The organism is Lentzea terrae (assembly GCF_003265345.1).
Taxonomy (GTDB): domain Bacteria; phylum Actinomycetota; class Actinomycetes; order Mycobacteriales; family Pseudonocardiaceae; genus Lentzea; species Lentzea terrae.
Map to the genome: position 1 here is coordinate 141,462 of NZ_QFWW01000029.1, position 20,986 is coordinate 162,447.

The 20,986-nt window shown below is 69.9% G+C and carries 22 protein-coding genes; 16 read left to right on the forward strand and 6 right to left on the reverse strand.

The window, feature by feature from the left end:
• Nucleotides 1-2 precede the first annotated feature (2 nt).
• Nucleotides 3-413 (forward strand): SRPBCC family protein, encoded by a 411-nt coding sequence (locus tag DI276_RS35305; protein ID WP_112271717.1) that lies wholly within the window; start codon nucleotides 3-5, stop codon nucleotides 411-413.
• On the opposite strand, the gene DI276_RS35310 is transcribed toward DI276_RS35305, so the two are convergent.
• The 5 genes from DI276_RS35310 to DI276_RS35330 form a co-directional block, all read right to left on the reverse strand.
• Nucleotides 401-928 carry a MauE/DoxX family redox-associated membrane protein gene (locus tag DI276_RS35310; protein ID WP_157985126.1) on the reverse strand — a complete coding sequence of 176 codons (528 nt, stop codon included), beginning with the start codon at nucleotides 926-928 and terminating at the stop codon, nucleotides 401-403. The genes DI276_RS35305 and DI276_RS35310 overlap by 13 nt on opposite strands.
• 4 nt (nucleotides 929-932) lie before the next feature.
• Nucleotides 933-1,352: a S26 family signal peptidase gene (locus DI276_RS35315; RefSeq protein WP_112271722.1), complete on the reverse strand. Its 420-nt coding sequence runs from the start codon at nucleotides 1,350-1,352 to the stop codon at nucleotides 933-935.
• On the reverse strand, nucleotides 1,349-3,175 hold the full coding sequence (locus tag DI276_RS35320; protein WP_112271724.1) for an ABC transporter ATP-binding protein: 1,827 nt from the start codon (nucleotides 3,173-3,175) through the stop codon (nucleotides 1,349-1,351). Before DI276_RS35320 ends, DI276_RS35315 begins: the two co-directional genes overlap by 4 nt.
• Entirely contained in the window at nucleotides 3,172-3,678 is a 507-nt protein-coding gene (locus tag DI276_RS35325) for a TlpA family protein disulfide reductase (RefSeq protein ID WP_157985127.1), read from the reverse strand. The genes DI276_RS35320 and DI276_RS35325 overlap by 4 nt, the downstream gene beginning before the upstream one ends.
• Before the next feature lie 63 nt (nucleotides 3,679-3,741).
• Entirely contained in the window at nucleotides 3,742-3,948 is a 207-nt protein-coding gene (locus tag DI276_RS35330) for a hypothetical protein (protein ID WP_112271728.1), read from the reverse strand.
• A gap of 149 nt (nucleotides 3,949-4,097) precedes the next feature.
• Here DI276_RS35330 and DI276_RS35335 point away from each other — a divergent pair, with 149 nt between their 5' ends.
• The 6 genes from DI276_RS35335 (at nucleotide 4,098) to DI276_RS35360 (ending at nucleotide 11,344) form a co-directional block, all read left to right on the forward strand.
• Nucleotides 4,098-5,864 (forward strand): AfsR/SARP family transcriptional regulator, encoded by a 1,767-nt coding sequence (locus DI276_RS35335; protein WP_198681094.1) that lies wholly within the window; start codon nucleotides 4,098-4,100, stop codon nucleotides 5,862-5,864.
• Between the two features lie 7 nt (nucleotides 5,865-5,871).
• Nucleotides 5,872-6,909: an alpha/beta hydrolase gene (locus DI276_RS35340; RefSeq protein ID WP_112271732.1), complete on the forward strand. Its 1,038-nt coding sequence runs from the start codon at nucleotides 5,872-5,874 to the stop codon at nucleotides 6,907-6,909.
• Between the two features lie 162 nt (nucleotides 6,910-7,071).
• Complete coding sequence (locus DI276_RS35345; protein ID WP_112272389.1) at nucleotides 7,072-8,772, forward strand: S8 family peptidase; 1,701 nt, start codon at nucleotides 7,072-7,074, stop codon at nucleotides 8,770-8,772.
• Between the two features lie 58 nt (nucleotides 8,773-8,830).
• Entirely contained in the window at nucleotides 8,831-9,733 is a 903-nt protein-coding gene (locus tag DI276_RS35350; RefSeq protein WP_198681095.1) for a LysR family transcriptional regulator, read from the forward strand.
• A 69-nt stretch (nucleotides 9,734-9,802) separates the two neighbouring features.
• Complete coding sequence (locus DI276_RS35355; protein WP_112271736.1) at nucleotides 9,803-10,798, forward strand: YeiH family protein; 996 nt, start codon at nucleotides 9,803-9,805, stop codon at nucleotides 10,796-10,798.
• A 12-nt stretch (nucleotides 10,799-10,810) separates the two neighbouring features.
• On the forward strand, nucleotides 10,811-11,344 hold the full coding sequence (locus DI276_RS35360) for a cysteine dioxygenase family protein (RefSeq protein WP_112271738.1): 534 nt from the start codon (nucleotides 10,811-10,813) through the stop codon (nucleotides 11,342-11,344).
• Here DI276_RS35360 and DI276_RS35365 read toward each other — a convergent pair.
• Nucleotides 11,331-11,945, reverse strand: coding sequence for a TetR/AcrR family transcriptional regulator (locus DI276_RS35365; RefSeq protein ID WP_157985128.1), 615 nt, complete (start codon nucleotides 11,943-11,945; stop codon nucleotides 11,331-11,333). The two genes, DI276_RS35360 and DI276_RS35365, sit on opposite strands and share 14 nt — an antisense overlap.
• Nucleotides 11,946-12,020: 75 nt before the next feature.
• Between DI276_RS35365 and DI276_RS35370 the strand changes: the two genes are divergently transcribed.
• The 9 genes from DI276_RS35370 (at nucleotide 12,021) to DI276_RS35410 (ending at nucleotide 20,790) form a co-directional block, all read left to right on the forward strand.
• Nucleotides 12,021-12,710 (forward strand): 3'(2'),5'-bisphosphate nucleotidase CysQ, encoded by a 690-nt coding sequence (locus tag DI276_RS35370; protein ID WP_112271743.1) that lies wholly within the window; start codon nucleotides 12,021-12,023, stop codon nucleotides 12,708-12,710.
• Nucleotides 12,707-13,594, forward strand: a complete 888-nt coding sequence (cysD, locus tag DI276_RS35375; RefSeq protein ID WP_112271745.1) for a sulfate adenylyltransferase subunit CysD — start codon at nucleotides 12,707-12,709, stop codon at nucleotides 13,592-13,594. Before DI276_RS35370 ends, cysD begins: the two co-directional genes overlap by 4 nt.
• Nucleotides 13,594-15,369 (forward strand): adenylyl-sulfate kinase, encoded by a 1,776-nt coding sequence (cysC, locus tag DI276_RS35380; protein ID WP_112271757.1) that lies wholly within the window; start codon nucleotides 13,594-13,596, stop codon nucleotides 15,367-15,369. Before cysD ends, cysC begins: the two co-directional genes overlap by 1 nt.
• Before the next feature lie 58 nt (nucleotides 15,370-15,427).
• Complete coding sequence (locus DI276_RS35385) at nucleotides 15,428-16,480, forward strand: DUF1214 domain-containing protein (RefSeq protein ID WP_198681096.1); 1,053 nt, start codon at nucleotides 15,428-15,430, stop codon at nucleotides 16,478-16,480.
• On the forward strand, nucleotides 16,477-17,625 hold the full coding sequence (locus tag DI276_RS35390; protein ID WP_112271761.1) for a sulfotransferase family protein: 1,149 nt from the start codon (nucleotides 16,477-16,479) through the stop codon (nucleotides 17,623-17,625). Before DI276_RS35385 ends, DI276_RS35390 begins: the two co-directional genes overlap by 4 nt.
• Nucleotides 17,625-18,404, forward strand: a complete 780-nt coding sequence (locus DI276_RS35395; protein WP_112272391.1) for an SDR family oxidoreductase — start codon at nucleotides 17,625-17,627, stop codon at nucleotides 18,402-18,404. Before DI276_RS35390 ends, DI276_RS35395 begins: the two co-directional genes overlap by 1 nt.
• Nucleotides 18,401-18,853 (forward strand): SRPBCC family protein, encoded by a 453-nt coding sequence (locus DI276_RS35400; protein ID WP_112271763.1) that lies wholly within the window; start codon nucleotides 18,401-18,403, stop codon nucleotides 18,851-18,853. The genes DI276_RS35395 and DI276_RS35400 overlap by 4 nt, the downstream gene beginning before the upstream one ends.
• Nucleotides 18,854-18,889: 36 nt before the next feature.
• On the forward strand, nucleotides 18,890-20,182 hold the full coding sequence (locus DI276_RS35405) for an aspartate aminotransferase family protein (RefSeq protein ID WP_112271765.1): 1,293 nt from the start codon (nucleotides 18,890-18,892) through the stop codon (nucleotides 20,180-20,182).
• A gap of 116 nt (nucleotides 20,183-20,298) precedes the next feature.
• Nucleotides 20,299-20,790 (forward strand): RICIN domain-containing protein, encoded by a 492-nt coding sequence (locus tag DI276_RS35410; RefSeq protein ID WP_112271767.1) that lies wholly within the window; start codon nucleotides 20,299-20,301, stop codon nucleotides 20,788-20,790.
• The last annotated feature ends 196 nt before the right edge of the window (nucleotides 20,791-20,986 follow it).

The following is a 20,986-nucleotide window of genomic DNA, read 5'->3' on the forward strand; positions in this document are numbered from 1 at the left end:
GACTGCGCCGGACGCACGTCAGCACACGCACGGCGGCGAGGGACGTGTCCGGGGCGACGGTCAACCAGCACGCGGTGTGGTGGCTGTGGCCCAACACGCGCCTGCTGCGCTATCCGGGGCGCGCCAACTTCATGGTGCTGCAAATCCTTCCGGACGGGCCGGAACGCACCGTAGAAACCTGGGACTTCTACTTCGAGACGAAAGAACTGACTGCTGTGGAGCTAGATGGCGTGCGGTACATCGACGAAATGTTGCAGCAACAGGACATCAGCATCGTCGAGAGCGTGCAGCGAGGGATGCGCACGCCCGCGTTCGACCAGGGCCGGATCGGGTACGACCCGGCGGGGTCAGGCCTGTCCGAACACCGGGCGCACCACTTTCACGGGCTGCTCCTCGACGCCTACCGCGCCTGAACCGGACCGGCCACCAGATCGGCGAGGTCGTCGAACCGCACGACCAGCACCGCGCCGACGGCCCCGACGACTGCCGCCAGCCACGTCGCGGCCGGGTCCGCCGCGACGTTCAGTGCGCCCAGCCCGAAGAGTGCCGCTGCCAACAGAAAAGCGTTGCGATAGACGTGCCGCTGCCCGAGCGTGGTGCTCGCGCGCCCGAAGCACCGGCACACCGCGCCGGACTGCCGTGCCACCGCGCGCCACACCGCGGCGGTCAGCACCCCGAACAAGCCCACCGCCAGCACCAGGCCCGCGACTGCCGGCCAGCGCCCGATGAACACGGACGCGAGCAGCAGCAAGGCGATCACGAACTCCGCGGTCACTGTCAGCACCGCGAAGAGCCGCGTCCACCGCGCTGGAATCCCGAAAGCCGGTACCGACGCGACGAAGTCGGCGTAGTCGGACTTGCCGCGCACCTTGCTGACCGCCGACACCAGCAGTACGAGTCCGCAGAGCACCACCGCACCCGTGCCCACCACGTCACCCCCGACCCATCTGGCGCAGCACCACGCCGATCAGCGCGTCCGCCGGGAGGTAGCCGAGGCGGCGGGAGTCGTTGCTGCGCGCGGAGTTGTCGCCGAGCACGAGCAGGCTGTCCACCGGGACGCGCGGGCCGGGCACCGGGATCTGCGGTGGCACCGGGTCACCCGGTACCGCCACCGCGCGCTTCACCATGCGGCCCTGGGTCGGGTCGTCCGGTGTGGTGGTGTCGACCCGCACGACCACGACCTGGCCGGCGCGGACGCGGTCGAGCTTGGCCCGGCGGACCAGGAGCCGGTCGCCGGAGTGGTAGGTCGGTTCCATGCTCACGCCGTGCACCGTCACCACGAGCAGCCGGCTGCGCAACACGAGCAGCCACGCCAGCACCGCACCGACCGCGGTCAACGCAACCCAGATCATCCGGTCACCACCTCGTCATATCCCGAAGCCTGCAAGCGGAAGAGCCGCGCGTAGTCCCCGCCCAAGAACATGAGCTCGTCGTGCGTCCCCAGCTCGGAAACCTGCCCACCCGTGAGCACCGCGATCACCGAAGCGTCGCGGACCGTGCCCAGCCGGTGTGAGATCAGCACGCTCGTCGCGCCCTCTCGGTGCCGCCGCAAACTGTTGTGCACCTCGTGCTCGGCCTGCGCGTCCAAGCCGGAGCTGGGCTCGTCCAGGATCATCAGGTCCCTGCGGTCGCGCAGGAACGCCCGTGCCAGCGCGAGCCGCTGCCACTGACCGCCGGAGAGCAGCACGCCGGTGTCCGGGTCCTCGCGGTCGGCCTCGTCGAAGAACATGCGCGACAGCAACGTGTCGTAGCCGCGGGGCAACGCCGTCACCATGTCGTGCGCACCCGCCCGGCGAGCAGCCTCGACGACGCGCGCGCGATCGTCCATTGCGGACACGTCGCCCAGGCCGATGTTCTCGGCGGCAGTGAGGTCGTAGCGCATGTAGTCCTGGAACACCGCGCCGATCCGGGCGCGCAGTTCCTCGACCGCGCACGTCCGGATGTCCACGCCGTCCCACAGGATCGCACCGCGGCACGGGTCGTAGAACCGGCACAGCAGCTTGACGATCGTCGACTTGCCCGCACCGTTCAGCCCGACCAGGGCGAGCGAACGCCCGTGCGGGATCGTCAGGTTCACGCCGCACAGCACCCACGGCTGGTCGTCGGCGTAGCGGAACCACACGTTGCGCAGCTCGATCCCTTGCCGCAACGGCGGAACCGGCGCACCCCCGACCGGCAGGTCCGCGGGCTGGGACTCGATCTCGTCGTAGTGGTGGAACAGCAGGACGGAGTGGTGCGCCGAGGCGAGGTTGTGCACGAGGCTCTGCGAGGCGGACTGCACTCCGGCGACGGCCGCCACGAACATCGCGACGTCACCGATCGACAGCGAGCCGGCGGCGGCGAGCCACACCGACCACACCAGGCCGGCGGCGGACACCAGTGCGGTCAGACCGGCCAGCAGTCCGCGAACCCGCGCCTCGCGCCGATCCTGGCCCTCCACCACGGCGTGCGCGGCGGTCAGCTCGACGAGCATGCGGCGCCGGAAGAGGTTGCCGAGGCCCAGCAACCGCAGCTCCTTCGCCGCGTCGAGGCTCGACAGCAGCTCCGCGTAGAACACCTCGCGCCGCTCGGCCGGGGTGATCGACCACAGCACCTCGGCCCTGGCGCGGCTGAGCCGCAAATGCGCCAGCAAGGCGGGGACGGCCGCCAGCAGCACGATCACCGCCATGCCGACGTCGAGCACCAGCAACGTGCCGAGGAACCCGGCCGTCGTCACGGCCGCCTGCACCGCGCCCAGGCCGTCGTCGACGAGCTGACCGGGGCCGCTGCGGCCGGTCTGCTGCGCGAGTTGGAGCTTGTCGCGGAACCGCGGGTCCTCCATCCGCGCCAGGCCGGTGAGCCGGCCCATCGCCTGGTACAGCCGGTCCATCGTGAGCACCGCGACGGCGCGGTCCAGCCGTTGCTTCAGGTACTCCGACGCCACCGGCAGCAGACCGCTGACCAGACCCGTCACCGCCAGCCCGACGGCCCAGGGCAGCAACGGAGTCCAGCCGCCGCCCGCGGCGAGGCCGTCCAGCAGGATCTTGGTGCACCACGCCGCCGCGAGCGGCACGACGCCGCCGAGCAGGCAGAGCACCACGTACAGGGGTGTGCCCGCGGGCGCGGCCGTCCTCGTCAGGCGGAAAGCGCTGACCAGGAGCGACAGCACCCGGCGGGCACGGAGATCGGTGTTCACCTGGTCGCGGGAACCGGCAGCGCGGACATCTCCCAGCCGCTCGCCACAACGGTCTTGTCGTCGTCGACCAGACACACGGCCGGGTATCCGGTCGTGCCGAACGCGTTGTGCAGCGGGCCGCCCAGCTCCTCGACGACGACCTCGGCCACCTCACCGAGACGCACGACCATGTCGGCGACCTCGTCGGCCGGTCCGGCGGCGATCGCGATCACCTTGCCGCGGTGGCCGGTCGCGTACTCGATGAACTGCGGCATGCGCTCCTTGCACGGTTCACAGCCCGGCGAGAAGAACCCGACGAGCGCACCGGCAACGTCCACATCGGACAGTTCGATGCGGGAACCGGCGGGCGCCATGATGTCCGGCTCGGCCGCCGACTGCTTCTCCCGCAGGTCGCGCAACGCCTCGTTCTGCTCGCGCAACCGCCGGATGATGCCGAAGCTCAGCAGCAGGTCCAGCACGCACAGGATTCCGACGACCACGACCGCGGCGGTCAGCACTGACATGGGAGTCTCCGAAGCTAGAAGGGGCCGTGAGTGGCGAGACGCGTCGCCACTCACGGCGTCTGGTCAGCCGCCGCAGATCCGGAAGGCCACGCAGGGACCGCAGATCTCCCTGCACGCGCCGTTGGTCGAACAGCGCCGGCGGAAGTCACTGCGCTCACGGCAGTAGCAGTGCTTGTAGTACGGGTCCGGCGGGCAGGCCGCACCCACGTCGGCCTTGGCCACGAACATGCCGAGCAGCTTGTCGCTGAGCGACTCCAACGTCTTGCGCATGTGTCGCGCTCCCTCACTTCCTCCGCGCCGGGTGGCGTCGGTGGCGCCAACGTAGGAAAAGCGCCTACACGCAGCCGCCCAGCGCGCATACACGGCCGCGTGTATGCCGTGTCGGGGATGTGTCAGCGGCCACAGCCAGGATCACCGGCGTGTCCGTCGAGTTCAGGATTCTGGGGAGAATCGAGGTGCGGGCCTGTGGCGCGAACGTCGCGCTCGGCTCGCTCAAGCAACGCCTCCTGCTCGCCACGCTGCTGCTCAACCCCGGCCGCCCGGTGCCGATCCGCAGGCTGGTCCGCGCGCTGTGGGCCGAGGAGCCACCGATGTCCGCGGTGGCGAACCTGCGCACGTACGCCAACCGGCTGCGCCAGGTGCTTCCCGATGGCGCACAACGGATCGCCGGTCGGCAGTCGGGCTACGAGCTCACCCTCCGGCCGGGCGAACTGGACCTGCACCGGTTCACCGAACGCGCTGACGCGGGCAGGGCGGCGTTGTCCCGCGGTGATCACGCCACGGCCGCACGTCATCTGGGCGAGGCGCTCTCCGCGTGCCGGGGCGCGGTGCTCGAGGACCTGGCCGGCAGCGAGGCGCTGGCCGCGTCGATCGCACCGGTCGAGGAGCTGCGGCTGGCGGTGACCGAGGACCACTTCGACGCACGGCTCGGGCTCGGCGAACACCGCGCGCTGATCACGCCGCTGCGCGAGTTCGTGGCAGAGCACCCGTTGCGGGAACGGCCGCGGGCGCACCTGGTGACCGCGCTGTACCGGTCGGGCGACCTGGCCGGAGCTCTCGCCGTCTACACCGACTACCGCAGGGTGATCGCCGACCGACTCGGGCTGGAGCCGTCACCGGAGCTCGTCAAGCTGCACCAGGCGGTGCTCGACCGCGATCCGGCGCTGACGGCGGTCGCCAAGGTGCGAGCTTCTGCCGTCCCCAGAGAGCTGCCTTCGCCCTGTCGGTCGTTCTCCGGCCGTGGACCGGAAGTGGCGCGGCTGCAGGCGTTGCTCGCGCAGGACGTGCCCACGATGGCCGTGGTGCACGGCCCGTGCGGCGTCGGGAAGAGCGCGTTGGCCCTGGAGGCCGCGCACCGCACCGCGCCGGTGTTCCCGGACGGCCAGCTCTACGTCGACCTCCGGCAGACGACCCGGCTCCCCCATCGGTTGTTGCGACACCTCGGCGTCACCGACGTGCCGCACGCGATGGACGAGGCCACCGCGCTGCTCCGCTCCCGGCTGGCCGACCGCGCCGTGCTCGTGATGCTCGACGGCGCCACCGACCCGGCACCGCTGCGCGACCTGCTGCCCGCGACCGGCCCGTGCGCGGTGCTGATCACCAGCCGGACGCCGCTCCTGCTGGACGGCGCCGACCACCTCCCGCTCGGCCCGTTGTCCGATGTGGACGGTCTGGAGCTGCTGACCAGGCTGGTGCCGCGGGCGGTGGCCGAACGCACCGCCGCCGTCCGCATCGTCCAATCCTGTCACGGGGTTCCGCTGGCGCTCCAGATCGCGGGTGCGATCCTCGCGCACCGCGCCACCCGTCCGCTGTCCTGGCTGGCGCACCGCCTGGCGGCGAACCCGCTGGCCGAGCTCAGCTTCGGCGGCGTGTCGGTCCGGGCCGCCTGCGCCACCGCGTTCCGGGCCGTCGAGGACCCGCTGGCAGCCACCGCGTTCCGGCTGCTCGGCCGGTACGAGGTGTGCGACGCCGCCACCGCCGCCAGCGCCCTGGGCACCGGTCTGCTGGAGACCGAAGCGGCCCTGGACCAGCTGGTCGACCTCGGTCTCGCCGAGTGGGCCGACGGCGACACCTACCGGCTGCCCGGCCTGATGCGGTTGTTCGCGGCCGAGCTGACCAGCCAGAACGGCACCCGGCCACCGATGGCCGGTTCCTGGCCTGTCCTCCGGCACGGCACGACGACATGATCAAGACATGAAACGCCGCCTGTTCGCCGCAGTGGTCGCCGTGATGGCGTTGTCCAGTCCGCCCGCGCAGGCCGAGCCCGCGCCGCCCCGGTTCGCCGACGGTTTCGGCCTGGTGGTGACGAGCCAGCCGAGGTGGGTCGACGGCAACCACCGCACGTTCATCTTCAGCGTCGCCACTCGTCAGGTGCCGACCCCGACACTGCTCGAAGGCCAGGAACCGGGCAGGCACGCGATCGTCGTCACGCTGCCCTCCAGCTACGACCCGAGCGCGCGCTATCCGGTGCAGTACTACCTGCACGGCCACCCCGACCGCCCCGACGCCGCGTGGAACCAACGGGTCGTCGAGAACGCGACGCGCGACGTCCCGTTGATCACCGTGCAGCCCAACGGCAGCGGCCGCGGCTGGTACTCGAACTGGGTCAACCCCGGTGCCGCCGGTCCGCAGAACTGGGAGACCTTCCACCTGGAGCAGGTGGTCCCGTTCGTGGACGCCAACCTGCGGACGATCGCCACCAGGGACGGCCGGGCGATCGTCGGCCACTCCATGGGCGGCTTCGGCGCGTTCCACTACGCCGAGCACCGCCCCGACCTCTTCAGCTACGTCGGCAGCTTCTCCGGCGGCCTCGACCTGCGGAACTCCGAGCTGCGCGCCGCCGTCGTCGCGACCGAGCTGAACCCCGCCTCCGGCACCCCCACCGTCGGTGCCGACGCGATCTTCGGACCGCCGATCTGGCCGTTCGACGGCGTCTGGAACGCCCAGAGCCCGGCACAGCACGTCGCGTCGCTGCGCGGCATGGGCGTCGCCCTGTACACCGGCAACGGCGGCGACCTCACCGTCAACCCGATCCAGGCGGTGTTCGAGCACCGGGCGCGGGAGACGGCGCTGGTCACCGCGTCCCACCTCACCGCGGCGGGCATCCCGTTCCACTTCTCCGACTACGGCGACGGCAGCGGCTGGGCGCCGGGCTGCACCGGCAAGCACGCGGAGGAACCGTGCGTGCAGGCCGACATGAACCACTTCGTCGGGCTGCTCATGCGCCGGTGACCCACGCCTGACGTGCGCCGTTCGTCGTGAGCCGAACGGCGCATTTCTGGAACCGCGCGTCCCGAATCCGTCCTGACCTCCTCTAAAGCGTCTGACGGGCCCCTGCACCCGCGCAGTGTGCGTGGGCAACGCCCGCTAGGGAGTGTTGGAGGAACAGTGTTCATGCGTTCACGTTCACGCCTGCGCGCCGCGGTCATCGCCGCGGCCGTGGGCGCCGGTGTGCTGACGGCGGCGACCCCCGCCGCAGCCGCGGGCACGCGCGCTTACCTGGTCATCACCGCGCCGAACGACACCGCCGGCGCGAAGACGGCCATCGCGAGCAACGCCGGCACGGTGTTCAGCAGCTACGACGCCATCGGCGTCATCGTCGCCCACTCCGGCGCCACCGACTTCGCGAGCAAGATGCGCGCCGTCAGCGGTGTGCAGAAGGTGGGCGCGACCCGCACGTCGGACGTCCCCGAAGCGGCGTACAACCCGGCGATCCCCATCTCGCCCGCGCAGTCGGCCCTGCCCAGCACCGAGCCCGTACGCTCGGACATGACCCAGATCGGCGCCGACAAGGCGTGGGCGATCAACGCCGGTTCGGCGAACGTGACCGTCGGCGTGCTCGACACCGGCGTCGACGACCAGCACGGCGACCTCCAGCCGAACTTCGACGCGGCCAAGTCCGCGTCCTGCGCCTACGGCAAGCTCGACACCCGTACCGGTGCGTGGCGGGACGTCGACCAGCACGGCACGCACGTCGCGGGCACGATCGCCGCGGCCAAGAACGGCAAGGGCGCGGTCGGCGTGGCTCCGGGCGTGAAGATCGCCGCGGTGCGCATCGCGGAGCCGACGACCACGCTGTTCTTCCCCGAGAACACCATCTGCGCCATGGTCTTCGCCGGTGACAGCGGGTTCGCGGTGACCAACAACAGCTACTACACCGACCCGTGGCTGTTCAACTGCCCGGACAACGCCGACCAGGACGCCATCCTGGAGGGCGTGAAGCGGGCCGTGGCCTACGCCGAGGGCAACGGCGTGCTCAACGTCGCCGCGGCCGGCAACGAGAACTACAACCTCGCGAACAAGACCCGCGACACGAAGAGCCCCAACGACTCCACGGCCGTGCAGCGCAACGTCACCAACGCGTGCCTGAGCGTGCCGACCGAGGTCTCCGGCGTCGTCAGCGTCTCGTCGATCGGCGCGACGAACCGCAAGTCGTCGTTCTCCAACTACGGCACCGACAAGATCCACCTCACGGCGCCGGGTGAGGCCGTCTACTCGACCGTCCCCGGCGGCAAGTACGCCTCGCTGCAGGGCACGTCGATGGCTTCCCCGCACGTCGCGGGCGTCGCGGCGCTGCTCAAGTCGGTCAACCCGGCGGCCACCCCTGCCCAGCTGCGTCAGCTGCTCGCGACCCAGGCCGACGACCTGGCCTGCACCGACACCCGGTGCAGCGGCACCACCGCCAAGAACAACTTCTTCGGCGAGGGCCGTGTGGACGCGCTCCAAGCGGTCGACACCGGCACGCCCGGCGGAACCACGTTCGAGAACACGACCGACGTGGCCATCCCGGACAACGGCGCGGCCGTGACCAGCTCGATCACCGTCACCGGTGTCACGGGCAACGCCCCGGCCACGCTCAAGGTCGGCGTCGACATCCAGCACCCGTACCGCGGTGACCTGATCGTCCAGCTGATCGCCCCGGACGGCACTGCCTACCCGCTGAGCAACCGCGCGGGTGGCAGCGCGGACAACATCGTGGAGACCTTCACGGTCAACGCGTCGAGCGAGGTCGCGAACGGCGTCTGGAAGCTCTCAGTGCGCGACGCGGCTTCCGCTGACATCGGCTCCATCAACTCCTGGAAGCTGACCTTCTAGGAGGGGCCACCTGATCGGCCGTCCGTCGCGGGCGGCCGATCAGGCCTATCGTGCGGAAGTGCTCGATACCCGCCAGCTAGAGGTGTTCGCGACCGTCGCCAGGACCGGCTCGTTCAGCGCGGCCGCACGGGAGCTGCACTGCACCCAGCCGGCGGTCAGCCAGCAGATGCGCGCACTGGAACGGCAGATGGGCGGCCCGCTGTTCGTCCGCACCGGGCGCGGGCTGAACCTCACCGAGGCCGGCCGCATCCTGGCCGAACGCGGCTCGGCGCTGCTCGACCAGCTGGCCGCGACCCACCAGCAGATCAGTGCGATCGCGACGCACGACATCGGCACCATCCGCATCTGCGCATTCCCCAGCGCCAACGTCTCGCTCGTGCCCGTGGCGGCCGCGATCCTCGCCAAGGAACGTCCTCACCTGCGGCTCGAGCTGGTCGAGGAGGAGCCGCCGGACTCGTTCGGCCTGCTCCGCCGCGGCACGGTCGACGTGGTGATCGGCTTCAGCTACCGGGGTGAGCCGCAGGACGACGCCGCGATCGCCGGCATGCTGCGGGTACCGCTGATGCGCGAGCCGCTCGCGTTGCTGCTGCCGATCGGGCATCGGCTCGCCGGCCGGGACCGCGTGTCACTGGCGGAGGTCGCGGAGGAACGCTGGATCGCCGGCTGCCCCCGCTGCCAGGGAGCCCTCCAGCAGGCCTGCGCCGAGGCCGGGTTCACGCCGGACATCACCTGTTCCACCGACGACAACCTGGCCATCCAGAGCCTCGTCACGGCCGGGCTGGGCGTCGCGCTCGTGCCGCGGCTGCTGCTGTCGTTCCTGCAACACCCCGGTCTGACCACGGTCGCGGTGGAGTCGCACGCGGAACGGGAGACCGCGCTCTACACCTGGCCCGACCTGATCCGCCTGCCGCTCATGCGCGCCACCGTGGACGCGCTGGTGTCCGCCGCGGCGCAGGCATAACGGCAACTTATACGTACCCAAGGAATGGCCATCTTCTGCGCATAGCTCGCAGAGGTGATGGTTGCTCATATGGGCAGCATCAAGACCACTGCGCGCGCGACCGACTCACCGGTGCCCGGCCTCGCGCTGGTCGCGGCCGGTGTCACGGTCGCGATGGTCGTCACGTGGCTGTTGCCCGCGGTCAGCGCGTTGACCGCAGCGGTGCTGCTCGGTGCTGTCGTGGCCAACGTGGTGCGGCTCCCCCAGGCGTTCAGCCCGGGGATCAAGCTCGCCGGGCGCCGCCTGTTGCGCCTCGGCATCGTGCTGCTCGGCCTGAAGCTGGTGGTCAGGGATGTGCTGGCGCTCGGCTACGAGGTGCTGGCGCTGGCGGTCGTCGCCGTGGTCGTGACGTTCGTCGTGACCCGCTGGCTCGGCCGGGTGCTCGGCGTCGGCGAGGGCCTGTCGTTGCTGATCGCCACCGGGTTCTCGATCTGCGGCGCGTCGGCCGTCGCCGCGATGAACGGCGTGCGCCAGCAGGACGAGCAGGACGTCGCCAAGGCGCTCGGCCTGGTCACGCTGTTCGGCACGGTGGCGATGTTCGCCCTGCCCGCGTTGCACCCGTTCACCGGCCTGTCCCCCGCCGCTTACGGCGTGTGGGCAGGCGGGAGCGTGCACGAGGTCGCCCAGGTCGTCGCCGCGGCCGGACCGGTCACCGGCGCGCTGGCCATCGCGGTGGCCGTGAAGCTGACCAGGGTCGTGCTGCTGGCGCCGATGCTCGCCGCGGTGAGCATCGCCGAACGCCGCAAGTTCCCGGCCGCGGGCAAGCGTCCGCCGATCGTGCCGTTGTTCGTCGTGGGCTTCCTGGTCGCGGCCGCCGTGCGCGCCACCGGTGTCCTGCCGGACGTCGCGCTGTCGTTCGCGGCGTTCGTGGACAACCTGCTGCTGGCCGCCGGCATGTTCGCCCTCGGCACCGCCGTGAACCTGCGTTCCCTCGTCCGCTCCGGGCTGCCCGCGCTGACGCTGGGCCTGCTCTCCACCGTCCTGATCTCCGTGCTCGCGCTGATCGGAGCCTCTTTGATCATGTGAGGAGTCGTCATCATGCCTCGTCTGCTCTCCCCCGCCGCCGCACGTCTGGTCGGCGCAGTCAGCACCGCCGTGCACGCGGGCGGTAACGACGCCGCTGTCGCCGCACGGGTCGCCAAAGCCCTCACCGGCCACCTCACCGATCCGACACTGCTGGACCCCGAGCACCGCGAACCCGACCCGAACCACTACCGCCAGCACGTCCTGCACGTGGAACCCGACGGCAGCTTCTCCGTCGTCGCGCTGGTCTGGTTGCCCGGCCAGGAAACGTGCATCCACGACCACGTCTCGTGGTGCGTCGTCGGCACTTACGTCGGCGTGGAAGAAGAGACCACCTTCCGGCTCGCGGGTGATCACCTGGTTCCGTTGCGGCGCAACCGCACTCCGCAGGGCGTGGCGTCGTACCTGGTGCCGCCGGGCGACATTCACAAGGTGTGCAACAACTCCAGCTCGGTCGCGATCTCGATCCACGTCTACGGCGCGGACATCGGCGTGCTCGGCACCAGCATCCGGAGGCGTTACGACCTGCCCGTGATCAGCGGGCGATGACACCCCGCTCGATCGCGCCGGTCGCGAACTCGATGAGGTGCGCGGGCTTGACCCGGTTGCTCCGCGCGCCCTGCAGCAGCAGGTCGTCGGCCAGCCCGATCAGCGAGTCCCACACCCAGTGCGGCAGCGCCGGGTCGTCGATGAGCGTCTGACCGGACGCTGCCGCGGCTTCGGCGACCGCCTTGGCGAGCGCCTTGATCGTCTTGCGGTAGTCCTGCGCCGACCCGGCGACCTCCTTGCCCCTGCGGCCGCCGGAGAGCACCTTCGCCTCCCACTGCGCCGCCGACCTGCCGAACCGCCGCCACAGCTCGGTGACCTGGGGCTCGATCGCCTTGAGCACGCCCGCGACGCCGAGGCTGCGGTCGACTCCGGCGAGCGTCCGCTGCAGCTCGTCCAGGCGGCGTTCCATCAGGGCCGCGAAGACGTCCTCCTTGCCGGCGAAGTACTGGTACACGGTGCCGGAGCTGACCCCGGCCCCCACCGCGATCGCGCGCATGGTCAGGCCCGCGTACCCCTGCTCCTCGAGGATCAGCTCGGCGGAGGAGAGGATGTCCCGCCGCCTGCCTTCCGCGTCGCCCCACGCCGTCTGCTCTGTGCTCACGGTGCCGGATCCTACTTTGAACAACGTTCAAAAGCATATTGAACGTTGTTCGGTTTGCTCGCTACAGTCGAGCGCATGGCGGAGACGGACGGCGCGTTGGCGGAACGGTTGGCCACCGAGACGGGCCGGTTGCTGGTCGGCGTCAGACCTGGTGACGGTGACCGGATCGCGCAGGACTTCCTGGCAGCACAACTGAAGGAGCACCGGCCGGACGACGCGGTGCTGTCCGAGGAGGCGCCGGACGACCCGCGCAGGCTGACCGCTGACCGGGTGTGGATCATCGACCCGCTCGACGGGAGCCGGGAGTACGCCGAACCCGGGCGCTCCGACTGGGCGGTGCACGTGGCGTTGTGGCAGGCGGGACAACTCGTCGCCGGTGCGGTGTCGCTGCCGGCGTTGGGCAGGACGTTCGGCACGGATCGGCCGGCGCGGTCTTCTCCGTCGCATTCCCGCCTGAGGATCGTCATCAGCCGGACGCGCCCACCCGAGTTCGCCCAACGATTCGCCGACGCGGTCCACGGCGTCCTGGTGCCGATGGGCAGCGCGGGCGCCAAGGCCATGGCCGTCGTGCGCGGGGAGGCCGACGCCTATCTGCACGCCGGTGGCATGTACGAGTGGGACTCCGCTGCCCCGGTGGCCGTGGCGCGCGCGGCGGGGCTGCACTGCTCCCGCGCCGACGGGCGACCGCTCGTCTACAACCAGCCCGATCCGTGGCTGCCGGACCTGCTGATCTGCCGGCCGGAACTCGCGGGGGCGATGACGTGAACCACCTCGACACGTTGGAAGCCGACAGCATCGACATCTTCCGCGAGGCGGTCGCGGAGAGCGAACGGCCGGTGCTGCTGTACTCGATCGGCAAGGACAGCTCGGTGCTGCTCCACTTGGCGCGCAAGGCGTTCTACCCGTCCAAGCCGCCGTTCCCGTTGCTGCACGTGGACACCACGTGGAAGTTCCGCGAGATGATCGAGTTCCGGGACCGGACTGCTGCTGAGCTCGGCTTGGAGCTGATCGTGCACCGCAACCCGGAGTGCGTGGCGCTGGACATCAACCCGTTCGACCACGGTTCGGCGCGGCACACCGATCTCTGGAAGACCCAGGGGCTGCGGCAGGCGCTCGACGAGCACAGGTTCGATCTCGCGTTCGGCGGGGCGCGGCGGGACGAGGAAGCCTCGCGGGCCAAGGAAAGGGTGTTCTCGTTCCGGACCGCGCAGCACCAGTGGGATCCGAAGAACCAGCGGCCAGAGCTGTGGCGGCTCTACAACACGCGGGTCGCGCCCGGCGAGAGCATCCGGGTGTTCCCGCTGTCGAACTGGACCGAGCTGGACGTGTGGCGCTACGTCGAACGCGAGCGGATTCCCGTGGTGCCGCTGTACTTCGCGGCGCAGCGACCGGTGGTCGACCGCGACGGAATGCTGATCATGGTCGACGACGACCGGATGCCTCTCACCGATCCACCACGCACCGAGCTCGTCCGGTTCCGGACGCTGGGCTGCTATCCGCTGACCGGCGCGGTGCGCAGCGAGGCGCGGACGGTGGCCGAGATCGTCGAGGAGATGCGCGCCGCGACCACGTCCGAGCGGCAGGGCCGGCTGATCGACCACGACCAGAGCGGGTCGATGGAGCGCAAGAAGCGGGAGGGCTACTTCTGATGGAACTTCTGCGGTTCATCACCTGCGGCAGCGTGGACGACGGCAAGAGCACGCTGATCGGCCGGCTGCTGTACGAGTCGAAACTGCTGTACGCGGACCACTTGGCCGCTTTGGAAGCCGACTCCCGGCGCGTCGGGACCCGGGGTGGTGAGCTGGACTTCGCGTTGCTGGTGGACGGACTCGCGGCCGAACGCGAGCAGGGCATCACGATCGACGTGGCGTACCGGTTCTTCGCCACGGAGGCGCGGCGGTTCATCGTCGCGGACACGCCTGGACACGAGCAGTACACGCGCAACATGGTCACCGGCGCGTCCACCGCTGATGCCGCGGTGATCCTGCTCGACGCGCGCAAAGGTGTGCTCAGCCAGACTCGTCGGCACGCGCGCATTGTGTCGTTGCTGGGGATTCGGCATGTCGCACTGGCCGTGAACAAGCTCGATCTCCTGGACTACTCGCAGGAGGTCTTCGAAGAGGTCAGCGCTTCGTTCGCGGAGTTCGCCGCGGAGCTGGACTTCGCCGAGATCACCTGCGTGCCGATGTCCGCGACCGAGGGCGTCAACGTGGTCGGCCACAGCGAGCTGACCCCGTGGTACGAGGGACCGACGTTGCTGCAGTGGCTGGAGTCGGTGGTCGTCGGCACCGAGCAGGACGGCCCGGCGCGGTTCCTCGTGCAGTGGGTCAACCGGCCGGACGCGACGTTCCGCGGCTTCTCCGGACGGGTGCTGCGCGGCACCCTCCGGGCGGGTGACGAGGTCTGCGTCGGCGACCGAACCTCCACTGTGGAGCGGATCGTCACGATGGACGGCGATTTGCCCGAGGCGCCAAGGGGGTCGTCGGTCACCGTGGTGCTCGCCGATGAGGTGGATGCGAGTCGCGGTGAAGTGCTGGCGGCAGCTCGGGAGCCTGTGGGCACGGCGGACGCGTTTCAGGCAAAGCTGGTCTGGCTCAACGAGAACGGATTGCTGCCCGGCCGGCAGTACCTGGCCAAGATCGGCGCGCGGACCGTCGGGTTCACGGCGACGAAAACGTTGCAACTCAACGAGATCGGCGTCGACAACGTGCACTTCGACGCGCCCGTGCCGTTCGAGAGCTACCGCACCAACCGCGACCTCGGGTCGTTCGTGGTGCTCGACCGGCTGACGAACGCCACCTCGGGCGCCGGGATGATCGACTTCGCGCTGCGGTCGACGAACCTGCGCTGGCAGACGATGACCGTGGACAAGCAGGCACGGGCCGCTCGCAACGGGCACCGGCCGTGCGTGGTGTGGCTGACCGGCCTGTCGGGCGCGGGCAAGTCCACCATCGCGGACCTGGTCGAGAAGGCCCTGCACGCCGCCGGCCGGCACACGTTCCTGCTGGACGGCGACAACGTGCGGCACGGGCTGAACAAGGACCTGGGCTTCTCCGACGCCGACCGCGTCGAGAACATCCGGCGCATCGCCGAGGTGGCCGCTCTGATGGTCGACGCCGGGTTGATCGTCCTGGTCTCGTTCATCTCGCCGTTCCGCGCCGAGCGGGCGCTGGCACGGGAGCTGGTCGCCGAGAACGAGTTCTGCGAAGTGTTCGTGGACACGCCGCTGGCCGTGGCCGAGCAGCGTGATCCGAAAGGCCTCTACGCGCGGGCCAGGCGGGGTGAGCTGGCCAACTTCACCGGCATCGACTCGCCGTACGAACCGCCGGAGAACCCCGAGATCCGGCTCGACACCACGGTGTTGTCACCGGAGGCGGCCGCCGAGGTCGTGGTGGCGCGGCTGCGCGCGCTCGGCATCTGTTGAACGTTGTCCAGAATCGGGTATGTTCCGCTAGAACACGTTCTAAATTCGGGAGGGTCTCGTGCCGGATCAGGCGTGGTCGCAGTTCTGTCAGGCGCTCGAGAAGGCCGGTGAGGTGATCAGCTCCGGCCCGGACACCCCGCTGGACCGCGCGGAGGGCTACCGGTACCTCGCCCGGCTGACCCGCGAGATGCTGTACTCCTGCCTGGACAACGCCGATCCCGACTTCCCGCGCTTCCACCAGCTCGACCTCGTGAAGATCGGCGCCGACAACCCGGACAACGTCTACCTGTCGGCGAACATCCGCGGCGACCGGACCTACCGGATCACCGGGACGCGCGGCACCATCGCGTACTTCAGCATCGGCTCGAAAGCCAACCGGTACGCCAAGGACGGCACGATGGCGTCGACCGGCGAGCTGTCCGACGCCGACCTGACGATCGCACCGGACGGTACGGTCGAGATCATCGCCAGCGCGGTTCAGCAGGGTGCGAACTGGCTTCCACTGGCGCCCGACTCGACCGGTCTGGTGGTGCGCCAGACGTATCTCGACCGTGCCGCGGAGGTGCCCGGCTCGTGGCACATCGAGCAGATCGGCGGGCCTGCCGAACCCGCTGCGCTGACCCCTGAGTTCCTGGCCAAGGCGCTGCAACGGGCGGCGCTGTCCGTGCACGGCACCGCGGCGACGTTCGCGCACTGGACGCAGACGTTCATGGCGCGCCCCAACGAGCTGCCCGACTTCGGCCAGGAGATGTTCCAGCGCGCCGGGGGTGATCCGGAGATCTTCTACCTGCACGGCTACTGGTCGTTGCGGCCCGGCGAGGCGTGGGTGATCGAGACCGACGTGCCGGACTGCCCGTACTGGAACTTCCAGCTCGACAACTGGTGGATGGAGTCGCTCGACCACCGGCGTCAGATCACGGTCAACAAGCACACCGCTCAGCTTGACGCAGATGGCCGCCTCACGATCGTGGTGGCGGCCGCCGATCCGGGCGTCGGCAACTGGATCGACACGTGCGGGCACAGTTCCGGCACCGCGCTGCTGCGCTGGCTCGGCGCGTCCGCGCACCCGATCCCGAAGTGCCGCGTGGTTCCTCTGGAGGAGATGCGATGACGGTGACGACCGAGCTGAACGTCGCGGAACTGCTGGAGAAGGCCTGTTCGAAGACAGGTCTCACCGACTTCGGCGACGACTGGTTCCGCGAACCGCTCGACGTGCTGGTGCGCAGCCTCAACACCGAAGCCGCGCTGTCCCCGTTGGGTTTCGAGCTCACCAAGCACCGGCTGACGGCGCTTTTGGCTGACCGGCTGCGGTTGCGTGCGTTGCAGCGGGCAAATCCCTCGGTGCTCGACGTCGATGTGCGGGTGGCCGCCGAGATCTGCGGCCTGCCGCGCACCGGCTCGACCCTGCTGCACCGCCTGCTGGCCGCGTCGCCGCAGGTCACGTCCACGCTGTCGTGGGAGGTCGCGTACCCGATCCCGTTCCCCGGCGAGGGACCGGACGCCGCCGACCGCAAACGCCGCGCCCAGGAACGCATGCAGGTGTTCGCGCAGCTCTCCCCCGACTTCGGCGACCTGCACACGGTGGTGTGGGACGGGCCGGAGGAGGACGTGATCCTGCTGGACCGGACGTTCGTGTCGATGAGCTACGACTCGTTCTACTGGGTGCCTTCGTACGGCGACTGGCTGCGCTCCTTCGACCAGGCCCCTGCCTATCGCGAGCTCCGCGAGTGGCTGCAAGTGCTGCAATGGCAGAGTGTCGGCCGCGACCGGCCGTGGGTGCTCAAGTCGCCGCACCACCTGACCGCGGTCGACACCGTGCTCGACACGTTCCCCGACTGCAAGATCGTCATGACCCACCGCTCGCCGGTCAACGCCGTGCCGTCGTACGCCTCGATGGTGCGCGCGATGTCCGCGCAGTACAGCGAGGTGGTCGATCCGGTCCGAATCGGACAGTACTGGTCGCGGCGGTTCGCTCGTACCCTGCAGGACTTCGCGGCGGCTCGTCAGGCGCATCCTTCGCGGTTCGTGGACGTGCGGTTCGCCGACACCGTCAGCAAGCCGCTGGAAGTCGCTCGCCAGGTCCTCGACGCGCTGGGCCTGCCCGCCGGACCTGCGGACGACGCGGCGTTCGAGGCCTACCTGGCGCAGAACCGCACCGAACGGCACGGCTCGCATTCCTACACGCCAACGGACTTCGGGCTCTCCGAGGACCAGCTGCAGCGCGATTTCGCCTTCTACTCGGAGGTCTACCTGTGATGCTGCAAGACGAGGTCGTGCTGATCACCGGCGTCGGACCGGGTCTCGGTTCGAAGCTGGCCCTGCGAGCGGCCGCGGAGGGCGCTCGGGTCGTGATGGCCGCGCGTTCTCCTGATGTGATGAAGCAGGTGGAGAAGGACGTTGTGGCGGCCGGCGGTGAGGCCATCGGCGTGCAGTGCGATGTGCGTCGTGCCGAGGACGTCGCTGCTTTGGTGTCCACGGCGGTCGGCCGGTTCGGCACGATCACCGGCCTGGTGAACTCGGCGTACGGGCACCCCGGCTTCTTCGATCTGCTGGACACCCCGGAGAAGGCGATCCGGCGGTCGATGGACATCGTGCTGTACGGGGCGTTGAACGTCACCCGCGAGGTCGTGCCGCACATGAAGGCCGCCGGGCGCGGCTCGATCGTCAACATCGGCACCATGACCACCCGCAAGCCGATGCGCGGCGAGGCCGGCTACGCGGTGGCGAAGGCGGCGATGGCGACCGCGACCCAGTTCCTGGCACTGGAACTCGGCTCGTTCGGCATCCGCGCCAACCAGGCCGTGCTGGGCTGGCTGGACGGGCCGGGCGTGCGCTTCTACCTCAAGATGACCGCCGACGCGCGAGGTGTGAGCGAGCAGGACGTCTACGACGAGATCGCCGCGCGCAACCCGCTCGGCCGCATCCCGGCCGACGAGGCGTGCGCGGGAGCAGTGCTGTTCCTGTTGTCGCGCTTGGCTTCTGAGATCACCGGTGCTGTTCTGGACGTCAACGGCGGGGAGTACATGCCGGCATGAGCCACCTCATCGAGTCCGTGACCGTGGAAATCGACGCTCCGGCTGCTTTTGTCTGGGCGGTGCTGCTCGACTACCCCAACTATCCACAGTGGAATCCGTACACGTCCGCCGTTTCCACAACTCTGGCCGTCGACTCGCCGATCGACCTGACGTTGCCGAAGCCCGACGGGACTCCTGGCACCTGGGTGAGCCGCGAGTACATCCGCGTCGTCGACCCGCCGCGGCTGCTGCGCTACGACACCGGCGACACGTTCCCCGGCCTGCTCGGCACGCGAGACCAGGTGATCACGCCGCTGGGCTCGGCGCGGTGCAGCTACCACACGTTCGAGACGTTCACCGGCAAGTACGCCGACGCCATCTACGCCGCCCAACGCGACTACGTGAAGAACGGCTTCGACGCGGTCGCTCACGCGTTGCGCGAGCGCGTGCAAAGCCTCGCGCGGCGCTGAACGAGCGAGTCCGGACCGGACGGCCGACAATGCACCATGGACCTCGATGAGCTGGTCTTCCACCCGTGGACCGTCCAGGGGCCGCGGACCGTGCCCACGTTCGTCAGCGGCTCCGGCAGCCACGTCGTCGACGCAGACGGGCGCCGCTACCTGGACTTCAGCTCCCAGCTGGTGTTCACCAACCTGGGCCACCAGCACCCGCGGGTCGTGGCGGCCATCAAGGCCCAGGCCGACCGGCTCTGCACGCTGGCCCCCGGTCACGCGTCCGACGTGCGCGGCGAGGCCGCCCGGCTGATCGTCGACGTGGCCCCGGACGGCCTGGGCCACGTCCTGTTCACCACCGGCGGCACCGAGGCCATCGAACACGCCGTGCGCATGGCCCGCCTGTACACCGGCAGGCCGAAGGTCCTGTCCGCGTACCGCTCGTACCACGGCTCGACGTCGACCTCGATCCACCTCACCGGCGACCCGCGCCGGTGGGCGTCGGACACCGGCACGGCAGGCGTCGTGCACTTCTTCGGCCCGTTCCTGTACCGCACGGCGTTCGGGGCCACGACACCGGAAGAGGAGTGCGCGCGGGCGCTTGCGAGTTTGGAACAAGTGATCCTGCTGGAGGGCCCGGCCACGATAGCGGCGCTGGTGCTGGAACCCGTGACCGGCAGCTCGGGCGTGATCGTGCCGCCACCGGGCTATCTGCGCGGCGTGCGGGAGCTGTGCACCCGCCACGGCATCGTGTTCATCGCGGACGAGGTCCTCGTGGGCTTCGGCCGCACCGGCACCTGGTTCGGCGTCGACCACGACGGCGTGGCACCCGACCTGCTGGTGTTCGCGAAGGGCGTGAACTCGGGCTACGTACCGCTCGGCGGCGTGCTGGTCGGCGACCCGATCCACGACCTGTTCACGCGCCGTCCGTACCCGGCGGGCCTGACCTACAGCGGCCATCCCCTCGCCTGCGCGGCCGCCGTCGGAGCGATCACAGCCATGCACGACGAGCAAACCGTGGCGGCAGCCGCCCGCCTCGGCACCGACGTGCTCGGGCCCGGCCTCGCAAAACTGGCCGACCACCCCTGCGTCGGCGACGTACGGGGCATCGGCGCCCTGTGGACCCTGGAACTGGTGCAGGACCGGCAAACCAAAGAGCCGCTCGTGCCGGCCGGGGAGCCGATGGTCGCCTTCACGAAGGCGTGCCTGGCCCGCGACGTGCTTGTTTTGGTGCTGGGCAACCGCGTCCACGTCGCGCCACCGCTCAACGTGACCGACGCGGACGCCGCCACCGGTCTGACCGCCCTCGACGAAGCCCTGGCCGCGGCCGACTCGTTCCTCGGGTGACGCACAGATGAAGTCCAAGCGAACTTGATCACTCGGCACTTTCGCTGGTGCGCAACGTTCGTAACGTTGCAATCGCGGGCCACCCCCGGCCCGCCTTCACACTGGGGTGTGCGATTTTGCGTTTCCACAGAACGGTTTTCGCTGCTCTGACGGCCATCGGTCTCACCGCGTTGGTCGCTCCGCCCGCCAGCGCCGCGACCTACTACAACCTGATCAACTTCAAGAGCGGCAAGTGCATGTCCGTCGAGGGCGGCGGCAGCACGTCCAACGGCGCCAACATCATCCAGTGGAGCTGCAACGACGGCGGCGAGCAGCTCTGGTACTGGTCCGGCAGTGCGCTGAAGAACCGCAAGAGCGGCAAGTGCCTCTCGGTCGCGGGCGGCGGCAGCACCGCCAACGGCGCCGAGCTGATCCAGTGGACCTGCAACGGCGAGTCCGAGCAGTCCTGGGACTCCTCCGGCGGCTACCTGTTCAACGCCAAGAGCGGCAAGGTCGCGTCGGTCTCGGGCGGCGGCAGCACGTCGAACGGCGCCAAGGTCGTCCAGTGGTCGGCCAACGGCGGCTCCGAGCAGGGCTGGGAGTTCGACGCTCGCTTCATCGACGCCTGATCTCCTGGGGGCTGGACCGGGGTCCGTTGGCGCGGGCCGGCTTGTTTTGGCGGGTCGCGTTCCAGCGTGGGCGCGCGGGCAGCCTTACGGGCTTTGGTTGCGTCATCGTCGCTTCGCGACGATCGCGATTGGGGCTTGACTTCGGGGCCCTTTCGAGGCGCTGCGTCGGGCGGAAAAGGACGGATGCTTCGCAGCC